The organism is Stakelama sediminis (assembly GCF_014199335.1).
Classification (GTDB): domain Bacteria; phylum Pseudomonadota; class Alphaproteobacteria; order Sphingomonadales; family Sphingomonadaceae; genus Sphingomonas; species Sphingomonas sediminis.
The window spans coordinates 216,709-235,927 of sequence record NZ_JACIJI010000002.1 but is presented as its reverse complement, the minus strand read 5'-3'; the positions used below and the strand labels follow the sequence as shown (position 1 = coordinate 235,927).

At 61.4% G+C, this 19,219-nt stretch carries 16 protein-coding genes and 2 tRNA genes; 10 read left to right on the top strand and 8 right to left on the bottom strand.

What is annotated here, in order from left to right; all coding sequences use genetic code 11:
- Positions 1 to 7: 7 nt before the first annotated feature.
- The 5 genes from FHR23_RS07735 (at position 8) to FHR23_RS07715 (ending at position 4,777) form a co-directional block, all read left to right on the top strand.
- Positions 8 to 973: a DUF481 domain-containing protein gene (locus FHR23_RS07735; RefSeq protein ID WP_343043060.1), complete on the top strand. Its 966-nt coding sequence runs from the start codon at positions 8 to 10 to the stop codon at positions 971 to 973.
- A gap of 43 nt (positions 974 to 1,016) precedes the next feature.
- Positions 1,017 to 2,222, top strand: coding sequence for a hydrolase (locus FHR23_RS07730; protein WP_184002581.1), 1,206 nt, complete (start codon positions 1,017 to 1,019; stop codon positions 2,220 to 2,222).
- The gene (locus tag FHR23_RS07725) at positions 2,219 to 3,229 is read left to right on the top strand and encodes an arginine N-succinyltransferase (protein WP_184002579.1); all 1,011 of its coding nucleotides are present in this window, start codon (positions 2,219 to 2,221) and stop codon (positions 3,227 to 3,229) included. Before FHR23_RS07730 ends, FHR23_RS07725 begins: the two co-directional genes overlap by 4 nt.
- A gap of 6 nt (positions 3,230 to 3,235) precedes the next feature.
- Positions 3,236 to 4,492 (top strand): N-succinylarginine dihydrolase, encoded by a 1,257-nt coding sequence (locus tag FHR23_RS07720; protein WP_184002577.1) that lies wholly within the window; start codon positions 3,236 to 3,238, stop codon positions 4,490 to 4,492.
- A gap of 66 nt (positions 4,493 to 4,558) precedes the next feature.
- A complete protein-coding gene (locus FHR23_RS07715; RefSeq protein ID WP_184002575.1) occupies positions 4,559 to 4,777 on the top strand; it encodes a hypothetical protein in 219 nt (72 codons plus the stop codon).
- Positions 4,778 to 4,872: 95 nt separating this feature from the next.
- Here FHR23_RS07715 and FHR23_RS07710 read toward each other — a convergent pair.
- Positions 4,873 to 4,949, bottom strand: a tRNA-Arg gene (locus FHR23_RS07710).
- An 83-nt stretch (positions 4,950 to 5,032) separates the two neighbouring features.
- Between FHR23_RS07710 and FHR23_RS07705 the strand changes: the two genes are divergently transcribed.
- Complete coding sequence (locus FHR23_RS07705; RefSeq protein WP_184002573.1) at positions 5,033 to 5,530, top strand: hypothetical protein; 498 nt, start codon at positions 5,033 to 5,035, stop codon at positions 5,528 to 5,530.
- Between the two features lie 6 nt (positions 5,531 to 5,536).
- Here FHR23_RS07705 and FHR23_RS07700 read toward each other — a convergent pair whose 3' ends face one another.
- Both FHR23_RS07700 and hemB read right to left on the bottom strand, forming a co-directional pair.
- Positions 5,537 to 6,073, bottom strand: coding sequence for a GNAT family N-acetyltransferase (locus tag FHR23_RS07700; protein ID WP_184002571.1), 537 nt, complete (start codon positions 6,071 to 6,073; stop codon positions 5,537 to 5,539).
- Positions 6,070 to 7,059 carry a porphobilinogen synthase gene (gene hemB / locus FHR23_RS07695; RefSeq protein WP_184002569.1) on the bottom strand — a complete coding sequence of 330 codons (990 nt, stop codon included), beginning with the start codon at positions 7,057 to 7,059 and terminating at the stop codon, positions 6,070 to 6,072. The genes FHR23_RS07700 and hemB overlap by 4 nt, the downstream gene beginning before the upstream one ends.
- Before the next feature lie 83 nt (positions 7,060 to 7,142).
- Here hemB and FHR23_RS07690 point away from each other — a divergent pair, with 83 nt between their 5' ends.
- Together FHR23_RS07690 and FHR23_RS07685 are read left to right on the top strand one after the other, a co-directional pair.
- Entirely contained in the window at positions 7,143 to 8,024 is an 882-nt protein-coding gene (locus FHR23_RS07690; protein WP_246359772.1) for a diacylglycerol/lipid kinase family protein, read from the top strand.
- Positions 8,025 to 8,060: 36 nt separating this feature from the next.
- A complete protein-coding gene (locus FHR23_RS07685) occupies positions 8,061 to 8,822 on the top strand; it encodes an SIMPL domain-containing protein (RefSeq protein ID WP_184002567.1) in 762 nt (253 codons plus the stop codon).
- Between the two features lie 8 nt (positions 8,823 to 8,830).
- Here the strand turns inward: FHR23_RS07685 and FHR23_RS07680 are convergent, their stop codons facing one another.
- From FHR23_RS07680 to FHR23_RS07660, 5 genes are all read right to left on the bottom strand, one after another.
- A complete protein-coding gene (locus FHR23_RS07680) occupies positions 8,831 to 11,644 on the bottom strand; it encodes a valine--tRNA ligase (RefSeq protein ID WP_184002564.1) in 2,814 nt (937 codons plus the stop codon).
- 45 nt (positions 11,645 to 11,689) lie between these two features.
- Entirely contained in the window at positions 11,690 to 13,291 is a 1,602-nt protein-coding gene (locus FHR23_RS07675) for a histidine kinase famiy protein (protein WP_221227427.1), read from the bottom strand.
- A 36-nt stretch (positions 13,292 to 13,327) separates the two neighbouring features.
- Positions 13,328 to 13,915: a DUF2497 domain-containing protein gene (locus FHR23_RS07670; RefSeq protein WP_184002559.1), complete on the bottom strand. Its 588-nt coding sequence runs from the start codon at positions 13,913 to 13,915 to the stop codon at positions 13,328 to 13,330.
- A 355-nt stretch (positions 13,916 to 14,270) separates the two neighbouring features.
- A complete protein-coding gene (locus FHR23_RS07665) occupies positions 14,271 to 15,758 on the bottom strand; it encodes a TolC family outer membrane protein (RefSeq protein WP_246359771.1) in 1,488 nt (495 codons plus the stop codon).
- 5 nt (positions 15,759 to 15,763) lie between these two features.
- Positions 15,764 to 16,432, bottom strand: coding sequence for a protein-L-isoaspartate O-methyltransferase family protein (locus FHR23_RS07660; protein WP_184002557.1), 669 nt, complete (start codon positions 16,430 to 16,432; stop codon positions 15,764 to 15,766).
- Positions 16,433 to 16,589: 157 nt separating this feature from the next.
- On the opposite strand from FHR23_RS07660, the gene FHR23_RS07655 reads away from it, so the two are divergent.
- Positions 16,590 to 16,663 (top strand) — tRNA-Cys (locus FHR23_RS07655).
- A 211-nt stretch (positions 16,664 to 16,874) separates the two neighbouring features.
- Positions 16,875 to 19,217, top strand: a complete 2,343-nt coding sequence (locus FHR23_RS07650) for a glycoside hydrolase family 95 protein (protein ID WP_184003226.1) — start codon at positions 16,875 to 16,877, stop codon at positions 19,215 to 19,217.
- Positions 19,218 to 19,219: the final 2 nt, after the last annotated feature.

Sequence of the window (19,219 nt, the reverse complement as noted above, 5' to 3'; positions counted from 1 at the left end):
AATAGCGGTGCGCACTTCGACCCTCTTCTGTTTGTCTCTCCTGCTTGCCGGCACCATGGCGCCTTTGGCCCATGCTGATACCGGTGATTCAGATGCGAGCCCCAACGACAGGAAGAAAGAGAAAGATGACCTGATATCGCGCATTCCGCCCAGCATCTACTCCATGCTGCAGGCAGCGATGGCGGCAGGAAAAGAGGGCGATGTTGCGACCATCATTAAATATGCCCGTTCGGTAAATCCCGAAGGAGCTGCTGCGGCGAAGAAGCTGGCTGACGACTGGAGCGCAAAACGCACTGCCAAGGCAACGCGTCATTTGCAGCAGGCAAATTTTTTCGACCTGGTCACCGGCAAAATCACGCTCGGCGGCTATCTGACCACCGGCAACACCAATAATATCGGCATCACCGGCACCATCGACGTGGAGCGCGACGGGTATAAGTGGCGGCATAAATTGCATATGCTCGCGGATTACCAAAAGAGTAACGGCGTGGTCTCGCGCGAACATTATCTCGTGGCCTATGAACCGAACTACAAGGTCAATTCACGGCTCTACATCTATGGCGCCACCCAATATGAAAGCGACCGTTTTCTGGGGTTTTATGACCGCTACTCGGTTTCTTCAGGCGCTGGCTACAGCGCCATCAAGCGCCCTTCCCTGAAACTCGACCTCGAACTCGGCCCCGCCTATCGCTACACCAACTTTACCGACGATACGAACCAGTCGAACATCGCCGCGCGCGGGTCATTGTCGATGGACTGGAAATTATCTTCGACGATGAGCTTTCATCAGGATGCGTCGGCCTATCTTCAATCGGCCAACAGCACAGTGGCGACCACATCGTCGCTAAACGCCAAATTGTTCGGACCGGTATCGGGACAGCTTTCCTATCAGGTCCAGTATGAAAGCCTTCCACCGGCAGGCAGCCAGACAACCGATACCACCAGTCGCGCGTCAGTGGTCTATCAGTTCTGATGCAGCCATTGTCCTGATTGCGTTTGCCCCCTAGAGCGTGGGCATGACGCTATCGCATAATGAACGAAGCGCGATCGAGAGGATTGGCGACATGCCGATGCTGGACGAGGTCCGGCAATGGGTGGCCGTCAACAGCGGGACGCGCAATTTGAAGGGTCTGGCGACGATGGCCGGACTGATATCAGACGCCTATTCGACACTTCCCGGCACCCTGACGCTGGTTGAACCGGATGCCGTGGAAACAGTGCGGCCCGACGGTACTGTAGAAGCACTGGAACATGGCCGGCATCTTCATCTGATGGTACGGCCCGATGCACCGGTGCAGATGCTGTTCACCGGCCATATGGACACGGTGTTTCAGGTCGATCATCCGTTTCAGGAGAGCCGCTGGCTGGACGACGGCAGCCTGAACGCACCGGGGGCCGCCGATATGAAGGGCGGTCTGGCGCTGTTGCTTGCTGCACTGAAGGCGGTGGAGACGACGCCGCTTGCGGAGCGCATCGGCTATGAGGTCGTGATCAACTCCGACGAAGAAACCGGCTCCTTCTCCTCCGCCTCGCTTCTGGCGCGCGCGGCAAAGGGTAAAGTGGCAGCGCTGACCTATGAGCCTGCGCTTCCCGACGGCACACTGGCGGGTGCGCGCGGCGGCACCGGCAATTTCTCGATCGTGGTACGCGGCAAGAGCGCGCACGCCGGACGCAATCCCGATGACGGCCGAAATGCCATTCTGGCCGTCGCCGATATCGCCCTGCGGCTCGCAGAGGCGCGCAGCCCGCGCCTGTCGGTGAACCCGGCGCGGATCGACGGTGGCGGCCCGAATAATGTCGTGCCCGACCTCGCCGTGCTGCGCGTCAACTTCCGTCCCGCGGCGCAGGAGGAAATCGATCGGGCAGCCAGGGCCATCGAAACCGCCGTTGCCGCTGTGCGCGAAAAACACGACGTCGCCATCGAAGTGCATGGCGGCTTCAACCGCCCGCCCAAACCGCTTGATGCCGGGGCCGAAAAGCTCTTTGGACTGGTGAAACAAGTGGGTGCCGACCTGTCGCTCGATATCGCATGGCGCGCCACCGGCGGTGTGTGCGACGGCAACAATATCGCCGCCTGCGGCGTGCCCGTGGTGGACACCATGGGTGCACGCGGCGGCGCCATTCATTCATCGGACGAGTTCATGATCCCCGAAAGCCTGCCCGAACGCGCTGCCCTGTCGGCGCTTACCATTCTCCGTATCGCCGAACGGGGGCACGTATGAGCTTTCGCATCCGATCTGCGCGCGACAGCGATTTGCAGGCGCTGTATGAGATGGCGAAGCTGACCGGCGGGGGATTCACCAACCTGCCGCCCGACCGCGACGCACTGCGCGGAAAGCTGGAGCGCAGCCATCAGGCGTTCGAACGCACCGACGATACGCTGGCCGACGAATTGTTCGTGCTGGTACTCGAAAACGTCGCCACCGGCGAAGTGCGCGGTACCTGCCAGATTTTCACGCAGGTCGGACAGCGCTGGCCCTTCTACTCCTATCGCATCGGCACGCTGACCAAGCATAGCGAGGCGCTGAACCGCACGTTCCGCGCCGAACTGTTGAACCTCACCAATGATCTGGAGGGGTGTTCGGAAGTCGGCGGCCTTTTCCTCCATCCCAATGAACGCGCGGGCGGACTGGGCATGTTGCTGGCGCGCAGCCGCTATCTTTTCATCCGCGCGCACCGTGCGCGCTTTGCCGACCGGGTGCTGGCGGAACTGCGCGGGATTATCGACGAAAGCGGCGGATCGCCTTTCTGGGATGGGGTCGCAGGCCGCTTTTTCGGCATGAGCTTTCAGGAAGCGGACGAATTCAACGCCATCCACGGCAACCAGTTCATCGCCGATCTGATGCCCAAACACCCGGTCTATATCGCCATGCTGTCGGATGCCGCGCGTCAGGTGATCGGCCTGCCCCATCCATCGGGTCGCGCGGCGATGCGGATGCTGGAAAAGGAAGGTTTCGCCTATGAGCAATATGTCGATATTTTCGACGGCGGACCGACGATGCTGGCCCGCACCGATCAGGTGAAGACGATCCGCGCAGCGCAGGACGATATCATTCACGCCGTTGGTGACGGCGATGCGGACGCGATCCTTTCGACCGGCAAGCTGGCCGATTTCCGCGCCGCCTATGGACGGATCGGGCATGATGGCGATGGCATGACCGTCGATGCCGCGGGGATCGAGGCACTGGGTGTCGAGCCGGGCGCAACCATCAGCCATGTTGCGCGGTAAGAGACTATGGCGCTTGTAGAAATCAACTTCGACGGTCTGATCGGCCCCAGCCATAATTATGCCGGCCTCAGCCCCGGCAATCTGGCGGCCACGAACAATCGCGGCCGGACGTCGCAACCGCGTGCCGCCGCATTGGAAGGTATCGCCAAGATGCGCGCCAATCTGGCGCTGGGCCTGACGCAGGGGCTGTTCGTGCCGCCGCCGCGCCCTGACCATGGCTGGCTGGAGTCGCTGGCTACCCGCTATGCCGAAGCAAGCCCGCATTTACAGGCGCAGGCGCTGTCGGCATCGGCGATGTGGGCGGCCAATGCGGCAACCGTGTCGCCCGCGCCCGATACGGTGGACGGGCGCTGTCACCTGACCGTCGCCAACCTGATGACCATGCCGCACCGCAGCCATGAATGGTATTCGACGCTGGCCCAGCTTCGCATGGCGTTCGCTGGTGAGGGTTTTGCCGTCCATGGCCCGGTGCCGCCGCCGTTCGGGGACGAAGGTGCGGCCAACCATATGCGCCTGTGCCCATCGCACGACCATCCCGGCGTAGAGGTGTTCGTCTATGGGGTCGCGGGCGGCCCCTATCCCGCGCGCCAGCATATCGAGGCGAGCGCAGCGGTGGCGCGGGCACATCGCCTCGATCCGGCATCGGTGCTGCTGGTGCAGCAATCCGAAGCCGCAATCGCTGCCGGTGCCTTCCATAACGACGTGGTCGCGGTCGCCAATGAACGCGTGCTGTTTGCGCACGAGCAGGCATTCGAGAATCGCGACCGGTTCTTCACCGATCTGCGTGAACGGATGCCCGATGTCGAGATTGTCGAGGTGCCTGCCGCCGAGGTCAGCCTGAACGATGCCATCGCTTCCTATCTGTTCAACGCACAGCTTGTGACTTTGCCGGATGGCGCGATGGCGCTGATCCTTCCCGTAGAAGCGCGCGAGACGCCAGCGGTGTGGGCCTATCTGCAAAAGCTGGTCGCCGGGAACGGTCCGATCCGCCACCTGGAAGTGGTCGATGTACGGCAGTCCATGGCAAATGGCGGCGGCCCCGCCTGCCTGCGTCTGAGGGTCGTCACCGATCCCGCGATGGTCGATCCGCGCTTCCTTGTCGACGACGCAAAGCTGGACGCCCTTACATCGGTGGTGGAAGCGCACTGGCCCGCCGAAATCGCATATGATGCGATCAACGACCCGGCGCTGATCGGCAGTATCGAACGCGCCCATGCGGCACTGCTCGAAACGCTCGACCTTGTCGGATTATTTGACAGTTAACCATAACTGATAATGTGAAATCCGCAGAAAAGCAGGGCTGGCCCGGCCCTTGCTTAACCTTTTGCCATGTTCCGTAAACTCGCCCGCCTGTTCACCATCAAGACCAAGTTCGAAGCGTTCATGGTGATCTATGTCCTTGCGCTGGGCGCGGTAGAGCGCGGGCTGGTCTACATGCAGCAATATCCGGGTATCGGCGGCAAGCTGCTCTTCGCCGCATGCCCGGTGGCGGTCGTCATGGCCGCAGTGCGCATCCTCGATTCAGTCGAACGGATGCGGGAGCGATAGACCGCCGCGCACAGACCACTTCGAAAAAGTCGGAATGACGTTATGTCTGGAAAAACAAAAGCCCCGCCAAGTGATTGACTTAGCGGGGCTTTCATTGGCGCGCCCGGAACGATTCGAACGTCCGACCCTCAGATTCGTAGTCTGATGCTCTATCCAGCTGAGCTACGGGCGCGCAGCGGAAGTGGGCACATAGAGCGGCTTTCCAAACGATGCAACCCCATTGCGCAAGGTTTCTGACCTGCATAGAGCGAAATCATGAAACGCGCGTGCATCGTCCTGATCCCTGCCCTGTTGATCGGCGGCTGTGCCGCATCCCGGTCGGGCTATCCGTCACTGTTGCCCCGGGCGGTAGAACAGCAAAGTCTTGCCCCGCCAAAGCCCGAACCGACACCGGTGGTGACGCCCGACATGTCGCTGGACGACAAGATCGCGGCACTGACCAAGCAGTTCGATTCGGCCACCGACGCATTCGACAATGCGATGGCCGACGCCCGCCCGATCATCACCGCAGGACAAAATGTCGATCAGGGGTCTCCGGCGTGGCTGAATGCGCAACAGGCACTGGCGACGCTCGACGCGTATCGCGCGGCGATGCTGGAACCGTTTGTCGCGCTGGAACAACTGGCGATTACGCGGGCGCAGGCGGGCGATCAGCCCTATCCGAAGCTCGATCAGGCCATTGCCCACGCCGAAGCGGAGGACACCAGTCGGACTCAGGAACTCGACACTCTCGAAAATATTACAGATAGCTGACCGCGCTTACGATCCCGCAGGTTGGTCGATCCAATAGGCGATACAGGATTTAAGCGGGCTGTCGTCGGGCATGCCGGGATATTCAAACCCACCTTGCGCACGCGTCATGCCCAGCCGCTCCATCAACCCCCAGCTTCGTGCATTCGCCTGCACCGTGATCGCACCGATCCGCTGCGCATCGCTGTTCGCCCAGCCCCAGTCGAGGCTCGCCTGCGCTGCTTCGCGTGCATAGCCGTATCCCCAATGACCGAAGCCGAACCGCCAGCCGATTTCGACCTCCCCTTCCAGCGGCGTTCCCTCGGCTCCGGGCTTCAACCCGCAAAAGCCGAGAAGCGCACCGTCATCCCGCTTTTCGACCGCCCAGAAACAATAGCCATGGGCGGCGAGATGTCCGCGCATCCGGTCGATACCCGCATCGGATTCCGTCCGCGACAACAACGGCCCGAGATGGACCATGACACGCGGATCGGAACAGATGGCATGAAAGGGGGCACGATCCGCATCGCGCCATGCCCGCAGGATCAGGCGCTCGGTCTCTATCACGCGCCCATCAGGCGCGCGGCATGGGCAGCATGATAGGTGAGCACGCCCGAGCACCCCGCCCGCTTGAACGCCATCAGCGTTTCCATCACCAGCGCGTCGCGTTCGCCCGCTCCCGCGGCGACGGAAGCCTCCAGCATCGCATATTCGCCCGACACCTGATAAGCGAAGACCGGCACGGCAAAAGCCTGTTTCACACGCGCGACGATGTCGAGATACGGCAGCCCCGGCTTCACCATCACGCTGTCGGCCCCCTCGGCCAGGTCGAGTTCGACCTCGCGCAGTGCCTCCTCACTGTTCGCCGGGTTCATCTGATAGGTTTTCTTGTCGCCCTGAAGCAGCCCGCGACTGCCCACGGCATCGCGGAACGGCCCGTAAAAGGCGCTCGCATATTTGGCGGCATAGGCCATGATCTGGACGTTGATATGACTGTCGCTTTCCAGCGCCGCACGGATCGCACCGATCCGGCCATCCATCATGTCGCTGGGCGCGATGATGTCGGCGCCCGCTTCGGCCTGTACCAGCGCCTGCCGTACCAAGACCTCGCTGGTGGCATCGTTCATCACATAGCCGGCAGCGTCGATCAGGCCGTCGTGACCGTGGCTGGTATAGGGATCGAGCGCGACATCGGTCAGCACACCGACCTCCGGCACCGCATCCTTCAGCGCCCGCACGGCACGACACATCAGGTTGTCGGGATTAAACGCCTCCCGCCCGTCATCGCTGCGCAGAGCGTGCGGCGTATTGGGGAACAGCGCGATACACGGGATGCCAAGGTCGCGTGCTTCCTTCGCACGTTCGACGATTCCCGCAATCGGCCAGCGCGATACACCCGGCAGGCTGGCGACCGGCTCTTCCTCGACACCATCGGTAATGAACAGCGGCCAGATCAGGTCGGCGGGCGTCAGCACGGTTTCGGCGTGCATCCGGCGGCTCCAGTCGGCGGTGCGGGTACGGCGAAGGCGAAGATGCGGATAGGAAACAGTCATACCCGACCGTTTGCGCCTGCCGCGTGTCGCTTTCAAGTCGGTACGACTGGGCACTAATTCCTTTTTATGCGTTATTGAGTGCAATGCGCACAATTCATTCCGCCGCCATGATCGTCAACGCCCAGTCGCGAAAGGGACGCGCCCAGTTTAAACAGGCGTGTCAGGCGATGCGTGCCCTGCCCTATCCGGTCGATGCCCGCGCGGTACGCGACCCGAAAAAGCTCGATGAAACGATGCAGGCATTGCTCGACAAGAAACCGGACCTGATGATTCTGGGTGGCGGCGACGGCACGATCAGCGGGCTGGTCGACCATCTCGTCGGCACCGACACCATGCTGGGCGTGCTGCCGCTGGGCACGGCCAACAGCTTTGCGCGTTCACTGGAAATCCCGCTCGATATCGAAGGCGCGGTCGGGGTGCTGGCGAAGGGTGCACCGCGCCGGATTGACCTCGGCATGATCGACGATGATTATTACGCCAATTGCGCGGCAATCGGGATCAGCCCGCAAATTGCCGAAACGGTGCCCAACGGGCTGAAACGCTATCTCGGCCGTGTCGGCTATCTGTCCTGGGCGGCGCTGCAATATGCGAAGTTCAAACCCTTTCTGCTGACCGTACGCAGGGACGGATGGGAAGAAAGCGTGCGCGCGGTCGAGGTGCGGATTTCCAACGGTCCCTTTCACGGCGGCACGATGCTGGTCGATCCCGCCACAGTGGACAGTGGCGAAATCGTCGTGGAGGCGGTACGCGGCAATGTCCGCAGCCGACTGGTCAAGAACTGGGTGGCGAGCGTGCTGCGCCTTCCCGCGCGGCGGGAGGATGTCGTCGATTTCCGCGGCAAGGATATGGAAGTCTCCACGCATCCTACCCTGCCGATATCCATCGACGGGGAAGTGCTGGCGCGCACCCCGGTCCGCGCCCGAATCGCGGCAGGCGTGATTGAGGTCATTGCACCCGCCCTTTGATCGACGCAGGATGTTCCCCACCAATAGTCAGGGGGGATGGCGATAATCGAATATAGCGGATTGCTGGCAGTCGGACTGATGCTGGCCACACCGGTACAGGCACAGGAAGCAGGTGCCCGTCAGCGAACAATCGTGGTGGAGGGCACCGGGCAGGTGATGACGCCGCCCGACCTGACCAGCATTCGCTTTACCGTGCGTGGCGAGGGCACGACCGCCGATGCGGCGACCAAAGCGCTGGTTGCAAAGCAGAAGGCGATTGTCGATGGCGTGACCGGCGTTCTGAAAAACAGCGCGCAGGTCGAAACCGGAACCGTCAATATCGCCGTCACACGCGCCGGGGAATGCCGGATCAGCAACTATAACAGCACGGCATCGCTTTCCACGGGACCGTGCGCGATTACCGGATATGTCGCCACGCTGTCGACCACGGTGCGCAGCAAGGATGTTGCTGACGCGGCAACCGCGGTCGGGCTTGCGGGACGGCTGGGGGCGGAAAACGCCTCGGTTCAGTCCTATGAACTGAACAATAGCGAAGAGGCCCGCACTCGCGCGACTGCCAAGGCGATGGATGATGCACGCGCACAGGCGCAGGCGATTGCCGGCGGATCGCACGTCACGCTGGGCGATATCCTGTCGGTCCGCAATGGCGCGGCACGTATCGCCTATAACGATATCGTCGTGACCGAAGCACATGCTCCACCGGCCCCGCCGCCTCCGCCGCCGGTCGCGATCAAGACCACGCCAGCGCCGATTGAAACGACGGTCCGGCTGCAGGTCATATACGCGATCAGCGGATAGCGGCTACGCTATCCCAGCCGGGACAGCGCAGCCTGTAGCCGTTCGGCCTCTGCGGCCTTTTCGGCATGGTCGGCGCGCGCCTTTTCCACGGCTTCGGGTTTGGCTCGTTCAACGAAGTTCGGGTTTTCGAGACGCTTGGCAAGGCTGTCGCGCTCCTTCTCCGTCGCGGCAATCGCCTTGGTCAGGCGTGCACGTTCGGCGTCAAGGTCGATCACGCCTTCCAGCGGCAGGACAAAAGTCGCCTCATCCAACACCACCTGCACCGCGCCGCCAGCCGGAGCATCGCCGTCATTCAGGTCGACACGCGCCAGCCGCGCGAGCGCCGATTGCTGACGCGTCAACCGCTGCGTCGTCTGTTCTGCTGCATCGCGGACATGCACCGCCATGCGTGCGCTCGGCGGCACGTTGAGTTCGGTACGTGCGGCGCGGATTTCGCTGACGAGGCGGATCAGCCAGTCGATTTCCTTCGCCGCCTCGGGGTTGAGCGCACGCGCATCCGCCATCGGCCATTTGGCGACGATCAGGTCATAGGGCCGCTCTCCAAGCGCATGCCACAGTTCCTCGGTGATGAAGGGCATGAACGGGTGCAGCATGACGAGAATCTGGTCGAGCACCCAACCCGCGACCGCGCGCGTTTCGGCGGCCCCTGCCCCATCCTCGTTCAGGACAGGCTTGATGAGTTCGAGATACCAGTCGCAAAAGCGGCTCCACACGAACTGATAGATCGCGTTCGCGGCACCGTCGAAACGCAGATCGGCCAGCGCGAGGTCCAGCGCCTGCACCGTCTCCACCGTCTCGGCAATGATCCAGCGGTTGACGGCAAGATCGGCCTGTGGCGGCTCGATATGCGCGCTCGCCCCGATGCCGTTCGACTGGCAGAAGCGCGCGGCATTCCACAGCTTCGTCGCGAAGTTGCGATAACCCTCGACGCGCTTTTCATCCATCTTGATGTCGCGGCCCTGACTTTCCATAGACGCCATGAAAAAGCGCAGCGCATCGGCGCCATACTGGTCGATCAGGCCGAGCGGATCGACGGTATTACCCTTCGACTTCGACATTTTCGCGCCGTCGGCAGCGCGGACAAGGCCGTGCAGATAGAGCTTTTTGAACGGCACATCGCCCATGAAGTGCAGCCCCTGCATCATCATGCGCGCATCCCAGAAGAACAGAATGTCGAAGCCCGAAATCAGGATATCGTTGGGATAGCGCTGCTGCCACTCGCCTTCGTCCGGCCAGCCCATCGTCGCGAACGGCCACAAGGCGGAGGAGAACCACGTGTCGAGGACGTCTTCGTCCTGCCAAATCCGGACTGCATTCGCTGGCGTCTGATGTGCTAAGATTTCTCGATTGCCTGAGGACATTGAGGAGGCAATCTGAACATCACAATCAGCCCCGTAATATTCTTTAGCCTGACGAAGAACCTCTCGTTCATCCACTGCAACAAAAACCTTGAGACCAGGCATTGTCGCCAAACCACCAAGAACAGAAACATTGAGACCATCGTCTTCAAGCGATGGCCCATACCAGGCCGGTATCCGATGCCCCCACCAAAGCTGGCGCGAGACGCACCATGGCTGGATATTCTCCATCCAGTTGAAATAGGTCTTTTCCCAGCTTTTGGGCACGACCTCGACCTTGCCGGAGCGCACTGCCTCGATCGCCGGTTTGGCGAGCGTTTCGGCATCGACGTACCATTGGTCGGTCAGCCAGGGCTCGATCACCGCGCCCGAACGGTCCCCGAACGGCGTCTGGATCGTGCGCGGCTCCGCATCATGCTCCGCGCCGTCCTTATCGACATGCGGGATCAGGAAGCCGCCTTCCTTCATCGCCGCGACCACCGCCTTGCGCGCATCCTCCCGCGACAGGCCGATAAAAGCGTCGGGGATCAGGCCATCGCTCGTCTGGATGACCTTCGCTTTCGCATCGAGCATGTTGAGCATTTCACCCGGCTTGAACCCGGCACGCTTGCCCACCTCAAAATCGTTGAAGTCGTGCCCCGGCGTGATCTTCACCGCACCCGACCCAAGTTCGGGATCGGCATGTTCATCGGCCACAATCGGAATTTGACGCCCGGTGATCGGCAGCGTCACCGTCTTGCCGACCATCGCGGTATAGCGTTCGTCGTCGGGATGCACCGCCACCGCCATATCGGCGAGCATGGTTTCGGGGCGCGTCGTCGCCACCTCGATATGGCCCGACCCGTCACTCAGCGGATAGCGGAAGTGCCAGAAGCTGCCCTGCACCTCCTTCGTCTCGACCTCCAGATCGCTGATCGCGGTGCCCAGGCCGGGGTCCCAGTTGACCAGCCGCTTGTCGCGATAGAGCAGGCCCTGATTATACAGGTCGACAAACACCTTCAGAACGGCCTTCGAAAAGCCCTCGTCCATGGTGAAGCGTTCGTTGGCCCAGTCCATCGAACAGCCCAGCCGCCGCAACTGGCCGGTGATCGCACCGCCGCTTTCTTCCTTCCACGCCCAGACCTTCTCCACGAATTCCTCGCGGGTGAAGTCGGTGCGCTTCTGCTGTTGCGCATTCAGTTGCCGCTCGACCACCATCTGCGTGGCGATACCGGCGTGATCGACGCCGACCACCCAGCGCGCATCCTTGCCCTGTAACCGGGCATGGCGGGCGAGAATGTCCTGTAACGTGTTGTCAAGCGCATGGCCGATATGCAGGTTGCCGGTCACGTTCGGCGGCGGGTTCACCAGCGTCCACGGATCGGCATCGGGACGGTCGGGCCGAAACAGGCCGTTCTCCTCCCAATGCGTATACCAGCGCTGTTCGATTTCAGCCGGGGCGAAAGTTTTGGGCAATTCGGTCATGGCGCGATGCAATACCGCGCCTGCGCGCCATGACAAGCACCCGTATCAGGATACGCCGGTGGGTCCGTCGATCAGTTGCCGGATCTTCTGTGCCAGATCGGCGCGGCGATAGGGTTTGCGCACCAATTCGAACGCGCGGCTGTCTTCATCCAGCGCGCGATCCGAATAGCCGGTGGTCAGCAGGATCGGCAGTTTCGGATATTCCTCCCGCACCATTTGGGCCAGCGCGACGCCGCTCATCCCGCCTGGCATGACGATATCGGTGAACAGCAGCTTGAAATCCGACCGGTCGCGTAGCAAATCGAGCGCTCTGGATGCGCTGGCGACATGCACGACGCTATAGCCCAGATCTTCCAGCAGCGCCTGTCCCATCTCGGCAACCTGCGGCTGGTCCTCGACCATCAGGATATGTTCGCCACCGCCCACGGTGTGATCCTGCGCCTCTCGCGTCGGTTCGATGATGCCGCGTGCGCGCGGGAAATAAAGGGCGAAGCGCGCGCCGCCATCGGGCATGGTTTCGGCCGTGACCAGTCCGCCGGACTGCCGCATGAAGCCATAGACCATGGACAGGCCCAGCCCGGTGCCCTTCCCCACTTCCTTGGTCGAAAAGAACGGGTCGAACAGCTTGTCGGCGACCGCCTCATCGATACCCGGACCATTGTCGGTGACGGTCAGCCGGACATATTCGCCCGATGAAAGGTCGGACGGCATCCCGTCTTCGTTACCCACCACATTCTGGGTAGCGATCACGACCTCTCCGTCGCCGTCCATTGCGTCGCGCGCGTTGCTGAGGATATTGAGGAGCGCCATTTCCGCCTGAACGGGATCAATCCGGCAATTCCAGAGATCGTCCGAAAACTCCCTGCGCAACCGTACTCCATCACCGATATTCCGTTCAACTACCGCTTCGAAATCGCTGATCAGCGTATTGAGGTTGAGCAGACGGTCACGCAATTCCTGCTTTCGAGCGAAGGCCAGTAATTGCTGGGTCAGTTGCGCACCGCGATTGGCCGCCGTGCCGATCGCGTCCACCGCGCGTCGGGCAATACGGTTATCTTCGTCGATCCGCGATTCCAGCATATCGACATAGCCGAGGATGACCTGAAGCAGGTTATTGAAATCATGCGCAATGCCGCCGGTCAGCTTGCCGACTGCTTCCATCTTCTGCGCCTGATGGAGCGCCTCTTCGGCTTCCTTGCGCCGGGAAATGTCGAGCTGGCTGCCGAAATAATATAACAGGTCGCCATTTTTCCCGAACACCGGGGAAACGAATAAGGCATTCCAGAAGGTAGAGCCGTTTTTGCGGTAATTGAGGATATCGACGGCCAGTTCCTCACGGCGCGCAACGGCCTGACGCACCTGGTCGATGACTGCCTTGTCGGTTTCCGGCCCTTGCAGAAATCGACAATTGCGGCCCACAATCTCCGCCTGCTGATATCCGCTCATCCGCTCGAACGCGGCATTGCAGAAGATAATGGGGTTATCTTCGCGTGCCGGATCTGTAACGATCATCGGCATACGGGTCGTTTTCACCGCCGCAAAAAATATATCGGCATGCGCCTTTGCCGGCGGCGTCGAATCCTCGATCAACGGCGCGGGAGGCATATCACCGCTGGTGGCATCCTGATCGTATCGATCGTCGTTCATGCGGTCTATAACCCGCAAACGACTATAAAAGTTGCTTTAACATCCACCTTCGCGGGCGGTGATGCGGGCGATTTCGCGCGCGACCATTTTCTCCACCATGGCGGGAAGGTTGGTGTCGAGCCATTCGCGCAGCATCGGCCGCAGCATTTCGCGTACCAGTCCTTCCAGCGTATCGCTGCCCGGCGTTTCAGGACGCACGATCAGACGCGACAGGGCTTCCAGCGAACCACGGCTGGCCTCGGCAGTTCGTTGCGACAGGATCGTTTCAGGGGAAGCAGGCTTCGCCGGTTCCTCACGATGCACTTCTTCATGCACCTCAACCGGCTGGTCAGGTTCTTCTTCCGCGACCGGAGGATAGTCTTCGACCGGCGGCGCTGAAATGGCATGGCGTGGCAGACGATCCTGATTCGCCACCGCCTCTTCGACAGCTTCGCGCAGTTCCAGCACGGCGTCGGCGGGATCGCGAGCGTCGACCGGGCCGCCCTCATCGTCATCAACGGCATCCTGCACGGCGGGCGCAGCACGACCACGCGACTTGCGCACGCTACCGCCCTCTTCGGCGATGATGCGTTTGATCGACGAGAGGATATCCTCCATCGACGTTTCGTTACTGATATCCCCCATGCCGGTATCCTCGGAAAAAGCCGGACCAATGTTCACATGACGTCAAGTGCGGGATGAAGCGCCCCCGTGTCAACGCCCTATTAGGCCGTGAACCCATAAACGGCACCGTCGAGGCGCCCAAATGGCGAACAGATCGGGCCGAACGACGCGCGGCAAAGGCTCTTTGCCTTTGCAAGCGGCGTTCGGTTCGAGATGGAAGCCATTTGGGCGTCCCTGCGGGATTTGACCAAAATGGCCCGGTACGGCGTCGAAAAGTCTGGAAATATTGACATATTCCTGCGCCTTTCCTCCTTGCACCACGCCATTTTGACTCAAACCGCGATGCTGCCGTTTATGGGTTTACGGCCTAATGACGTCATTCAGGTTTTTGTGCTGCCGGAGTCTGCATTTCCGGGTCGAGGCCACCCTCGACATCGGCCGTTTGCGGCTTGGTATCGGCGGTCCCGGTGCCCACTGCCTGAACCGGTGGCCCGTCATTCCAGTCCCAAAACGAACCGCGCACCTTGTTGTAATGCACGGTCGGATCGTAGAGGCCGCCGCCGTCCAGCCCAAGATCCTTTGCTTCCGCTTTCCCCATGGAGGCGAGCAGCGCGAACCCGGCGACATAGGCGTTACGCTGCGCCGTCACCAGATCGACCTGCGAGTTGAGCAGTTCCTGCTCGGCATTGAGGATATCGAGGATCGTGCGCGTTCCGACGCTGTTTTCCGCCCGCACGCCCTTTAGCGACAACTGGTTCGCCTTCACCGCCACTTGCGAGGTCTTGATCAGATCCTCCGACGACTGCCATGCGGCATAGGCCGAACGCGTTTTCGAAATCACCGTGCGCTCGGTCGAGGTTTCCTGCTCGAGTGCCACGCCCTCGCGCGCCTTCGCCTGACGCACCTGTGCGGCCGGACGTCCGCCCTGAAAAATCGGCAGGGTCAGTTGAACCCCCGCCTGCGCCGCCGTGCCGGAATTGTCCACCCCGGCATCGCGAGCCAGATCAGGCAAGGAATTGAGATAATTGTAATAGCTTCCGCCGACCACTACGCTAACCTTGGGCAGGCGTGCCGCCTTGGCCGCGCTGACGTCATAGGCGCTTGCCTTCCTGTTGCGGCGTGCCGCGATCAGGCTTGGATTTTCCTTGAGCGCAACATCGACGGCAGTTGCCGGGCTGTTCGGCAGATTGGGCAAAGGCGGCGGCGTCTGCAAATCGTCCGGGGCGACGCCCACCACCGCGATATAGTTTTCGCGGCTGGTAATAAGCTGGGCCTGAGCATTGCGAAGCTGCCCGTGCGCCTGCGCCAGCCGGGCTTCCGACTGGGCGACATCGGTGCGGGTCAGGTCGCCCACCTCAAACCGGTCCTTCGTCGCCTTTAGATTAACCTCAAGCACATGAACGTTCTGCTCGTTCAGCTTGACGATGGCGGAATCGCGAATGACGTCCATATACGCGGCGACGACGTTGGTAAAAAGGTTCGACTCGTTGCCGCGCAACGTTGCACGCCCCGCCTTCACCCTGGTTTCCGCGGCGGCAATGCCGTTCCTGACCGCTCCACCCTGATAAATGGGAATGGAAAGCTGCGCCTGCGCAGCGGCCTGACGCGGCGGGGACAAATAGCTGTTCGTTGCCGTCAGGATGCTTTCGGTATACCCCCCGGTCGCGTTCAATTGCGGCAGGGATTGTGATTTCGCCAGCGGCACGCCCTCATCCGTGGCGCGCAGATCGGATCGCGCGGCATTGATATCGGGATTCGACTTATAGGCGCGGGCCATTGCGTCGCGCAGCGTTTCCGCATGTGCCGAGCCCGTCATGGCGACCAGCGCCGCACCGAGCATCCATGGTGAAATCCCCCCCCGCATTGGTCTCAGAACCTGAATGAACGCGGTTGGGCAAAACCGGGCAGGACGACACAATCGGCGTCGGCGAAATCGAACAGACCGAATCCGCCTTCGGTCTTCGTGCCATAGGCCAGGCGCGTAACCCCGCGATCGACCGTACCGGTGGTGATACGGGCACCGGGTTTCGCCTGCGCGACAATCGCTTCGGGCAGAACCTCGACGGCACCGTCGACCACGATCACGTCATAGGGAGAAGCGGCCTGCCAGCCCTTGTTAAGCGGCCCCTCGACCAGCTCGACATTGGCGATACCCGAAAGTGCAGCCTTCGCATCCGCGATCAGATCGGCATCTTCTTCCAGCGCCACGACCTTTTTGGCGAGCAGTGCCAGCACAGCCGCAGTATATCCGCCCGCCGCACCGATCAGCAACACCGTATCCTGAGCATTGATCCGCGCTTCTGTGAGCAGGCGCCCGGTGACCATCGGCGCGTTCTGAAAGCGGCCATTGGCCAGTGCGAGTTGCGTGTCGCGATAACAGATCGCGCGCAGCGCCTCCGGCACGTACCGTTCGCGCGGAACCACAGCCATCGCCTCGACAACGCGCGAATCGTTGACAGCGGTGGTACGAAGCTGGCTCGCCACCATCGCGCGGCGCATCGCTTCAAAGCTCGACAGGTCGGGGGTCTGATTCATCATGCCATCCTTGTTCGCACAACTGTGTTATCGTTGCAATACACATTATCGGGATGGCTGGCTTGTATCGCGCCCATGCGCTTCCGCCAAGCGGACATAATGGCAAAATGCACGTAAACGGTTGACACGGACGCGCGGCCAACGCATTGCCCGCTGCTCCGGCCCGATGGCGGAGTGGTGACGCAGCGGACTGCAAATCCGTGTACGCCGGTTCGATTCCGGCTCGGGCCTCCAGCACAACAATCAACCGCATCAGACATCCGGATGCGAGAGCCTTGTACAGGCGGCCCCGGTCGTCAGGGTGGGAGCGGCATCGGCCTCTCCCTAAACTAACAGATCATCGTCTGCTCAAAGCGGTTGTTTGCGCTACCATATTTTGGCATAGGCCGCGAAGATCGAAAGCGCGGGCCGAATGACGATGCCCCGTCCGGTCGGGAGGGGCGCGATGCTGAAAACCAGACGGTCGGTACTGAAAGAGTCGGTTGCGTTGACCGGCGCGATCGCCATTCCAGTAGAGAGTTTTTCCAAAACGGTTCCGACGCACGACAAGCGACTCTGGTATCGGCAGCCGGCCCAAAAATGGGTTGAAGCCCTTCCGGTCGGTAACGGCCGTATCGGTGCAATGATATTCGGCGGCACCGTGCAGGAGCGGCTGCAACTGAACGAAGACACATTATGGAACGGTGGCCCTTATGATCCGGTTAATCCACAGGCAAAGGCGAATCTGCCCGATGTCCGGCGTCTGATTTTCGCCGACCGCTGGGCTGAGGCACAGGCGCTTGCCAACAAGAAGGTGATGGCGACCCCGCTTCATCAGATGAACTATCAGACGGTCGGCGATCTGCTGATCGACATGCCCGGCATTTCGTCCGGTACCGACGCCTATCTGCGCGAACTGGATCTCGACGCAGCGATTGCCAGAACGCGTTTCACTGTCAACGGCGTCACGTTCCTGCGTGAAGTGGTCGCCTCTCCCATGGATCAGGTCATAGCGATCCGGTTGTCGACCGACCGGCCCGGATCGATCAATTGCGACCTGTCGCTGAAATCTCCGCAACCACAGGCGCACGCAATCGCCACCAGGCGAAGCCTCATCCTGTCTGGACGCAACAGCGATCAGGAGGGCGTCAAAGGCGCGCTGACCTTCGTCGCACATCTCGAAGCGGCAGCGGTCAACGGCAGGATACACCCCGATGGCGATCGCCTCTCGGTACGCGGTGCCGATTCGGTAACATTACTGCTCGCCATGGCCACCAGTTACCGCCGCTTCGACGATACCGGTGGGAACCCGGCTGCAATCGCCGCCGGGCAGGTCGCAAGGGCATGCGGCAAGAGCTTCGACCGGATCGCCTCCGATACCGCCGCAGCGCACCGCCGCTTGTTCCGGCGGATCGAACTCGATCTGGGACGTACATCCGCGGCAGACCGGCCGACGGATCAGCGCATTGCGATGAGCGAAAGCAGCGATGACCCGGCCCTTGCCGCCCTTTATTTCGATTATGGGCGCTATCTGCTGATCTGCTCTTCCCGTCCTGGCAGTCAGCCCGCCAACCTTCAGGGCATCTGGAACGACAGCACCAATCCCCCCTGGGGATCGAAATATACGATCAACATCAATACGGAGATGAATTACTGGCCGGCCGAACCGCTGGCGCTTGGCGAATGTGTCGAACCGCTGATCGCGATGGTTCGTGATCTTGCCGTGACCGGAGCCAGAACCGCGCGCACCATGTACGGCGCACGCGGCTGGGTGGTACACCACAACACCGATTTGTGGCGCGCGACGGCACCGATCGACGGTGCGCAATGGGGATTGTGGCCAACCGGGGGTGCATGGCTGTGCATGCATCTTTGGTATCATTACGATTATGGTCGAAACGCCGAATATCTGAAGTCGATTTATCCGCTGCTGCGCGGCGCATGTCAGTTTTTTCTCGACACGCTCATGCACGATCCACGCACCGGATATCTGGTCACCAACCCTTCGCTCTCACCGGAAAATGTGCATCCGCATAACGCTTCCATATGCGCGGGGCCGACGATGGACATGCAGATTCTACGCGATCTGTTCGACCGGACGGCGCGGGCCGCATCGATCCTGAAAACCGATTCCGGTTTCGCGACCCGACTCTGGACCACGCGTAAAAAGCTCGCCCCCAACAAGATCGGCAGCGAGGGGCAGTTGCAGGAATGGCAATTCGACTGGGACGCGCAGGCACCGGAACCGCATCACCGCCATGTCTCCCATCTTTACGGCCTGTTCCCCAGCGATCAGATCAATATGGAAGACACGCCGAAGCTGGTGGCAGCAGCCCGAAAATCGCTTATCATGCGCGGCGACGAGTCGACCGGCTGGGCCACCGCCTGGCGTGCCAACCTGTGGGCGCGGCTGCGTGAAGGAGATCACGCACATCGCATCCTCGCATTCCTGCTGGGCCCCGATCGTACCTATCCCAATATGTTCGATGCGCATCCGCCTTTTCAGATCGACGGTAACTTCGGTGGTACGCGCGCAATAGCGGAAATGCTGATACAGGCGCGTGACGACCATATCCGGCTGCTACCCGCCCTGCCCCGTATCTGGCCACGTGGTTCGATTTCCGGACTGCGGGCGCCCGGACGTACCCGAATCGACCTGTCATGGGGTGCCGGACAACTGATCGAAGCGCACCTGACCAGCGACCTGCCCGGCATGCGCACTGTCTGGCTTGGCGATCACCGGGTTGAGGTACAGCTATCGCCCGATCGCACCGCAAGGCTGCGCGGCCCGCAACTCGTCGAGGTTTGACT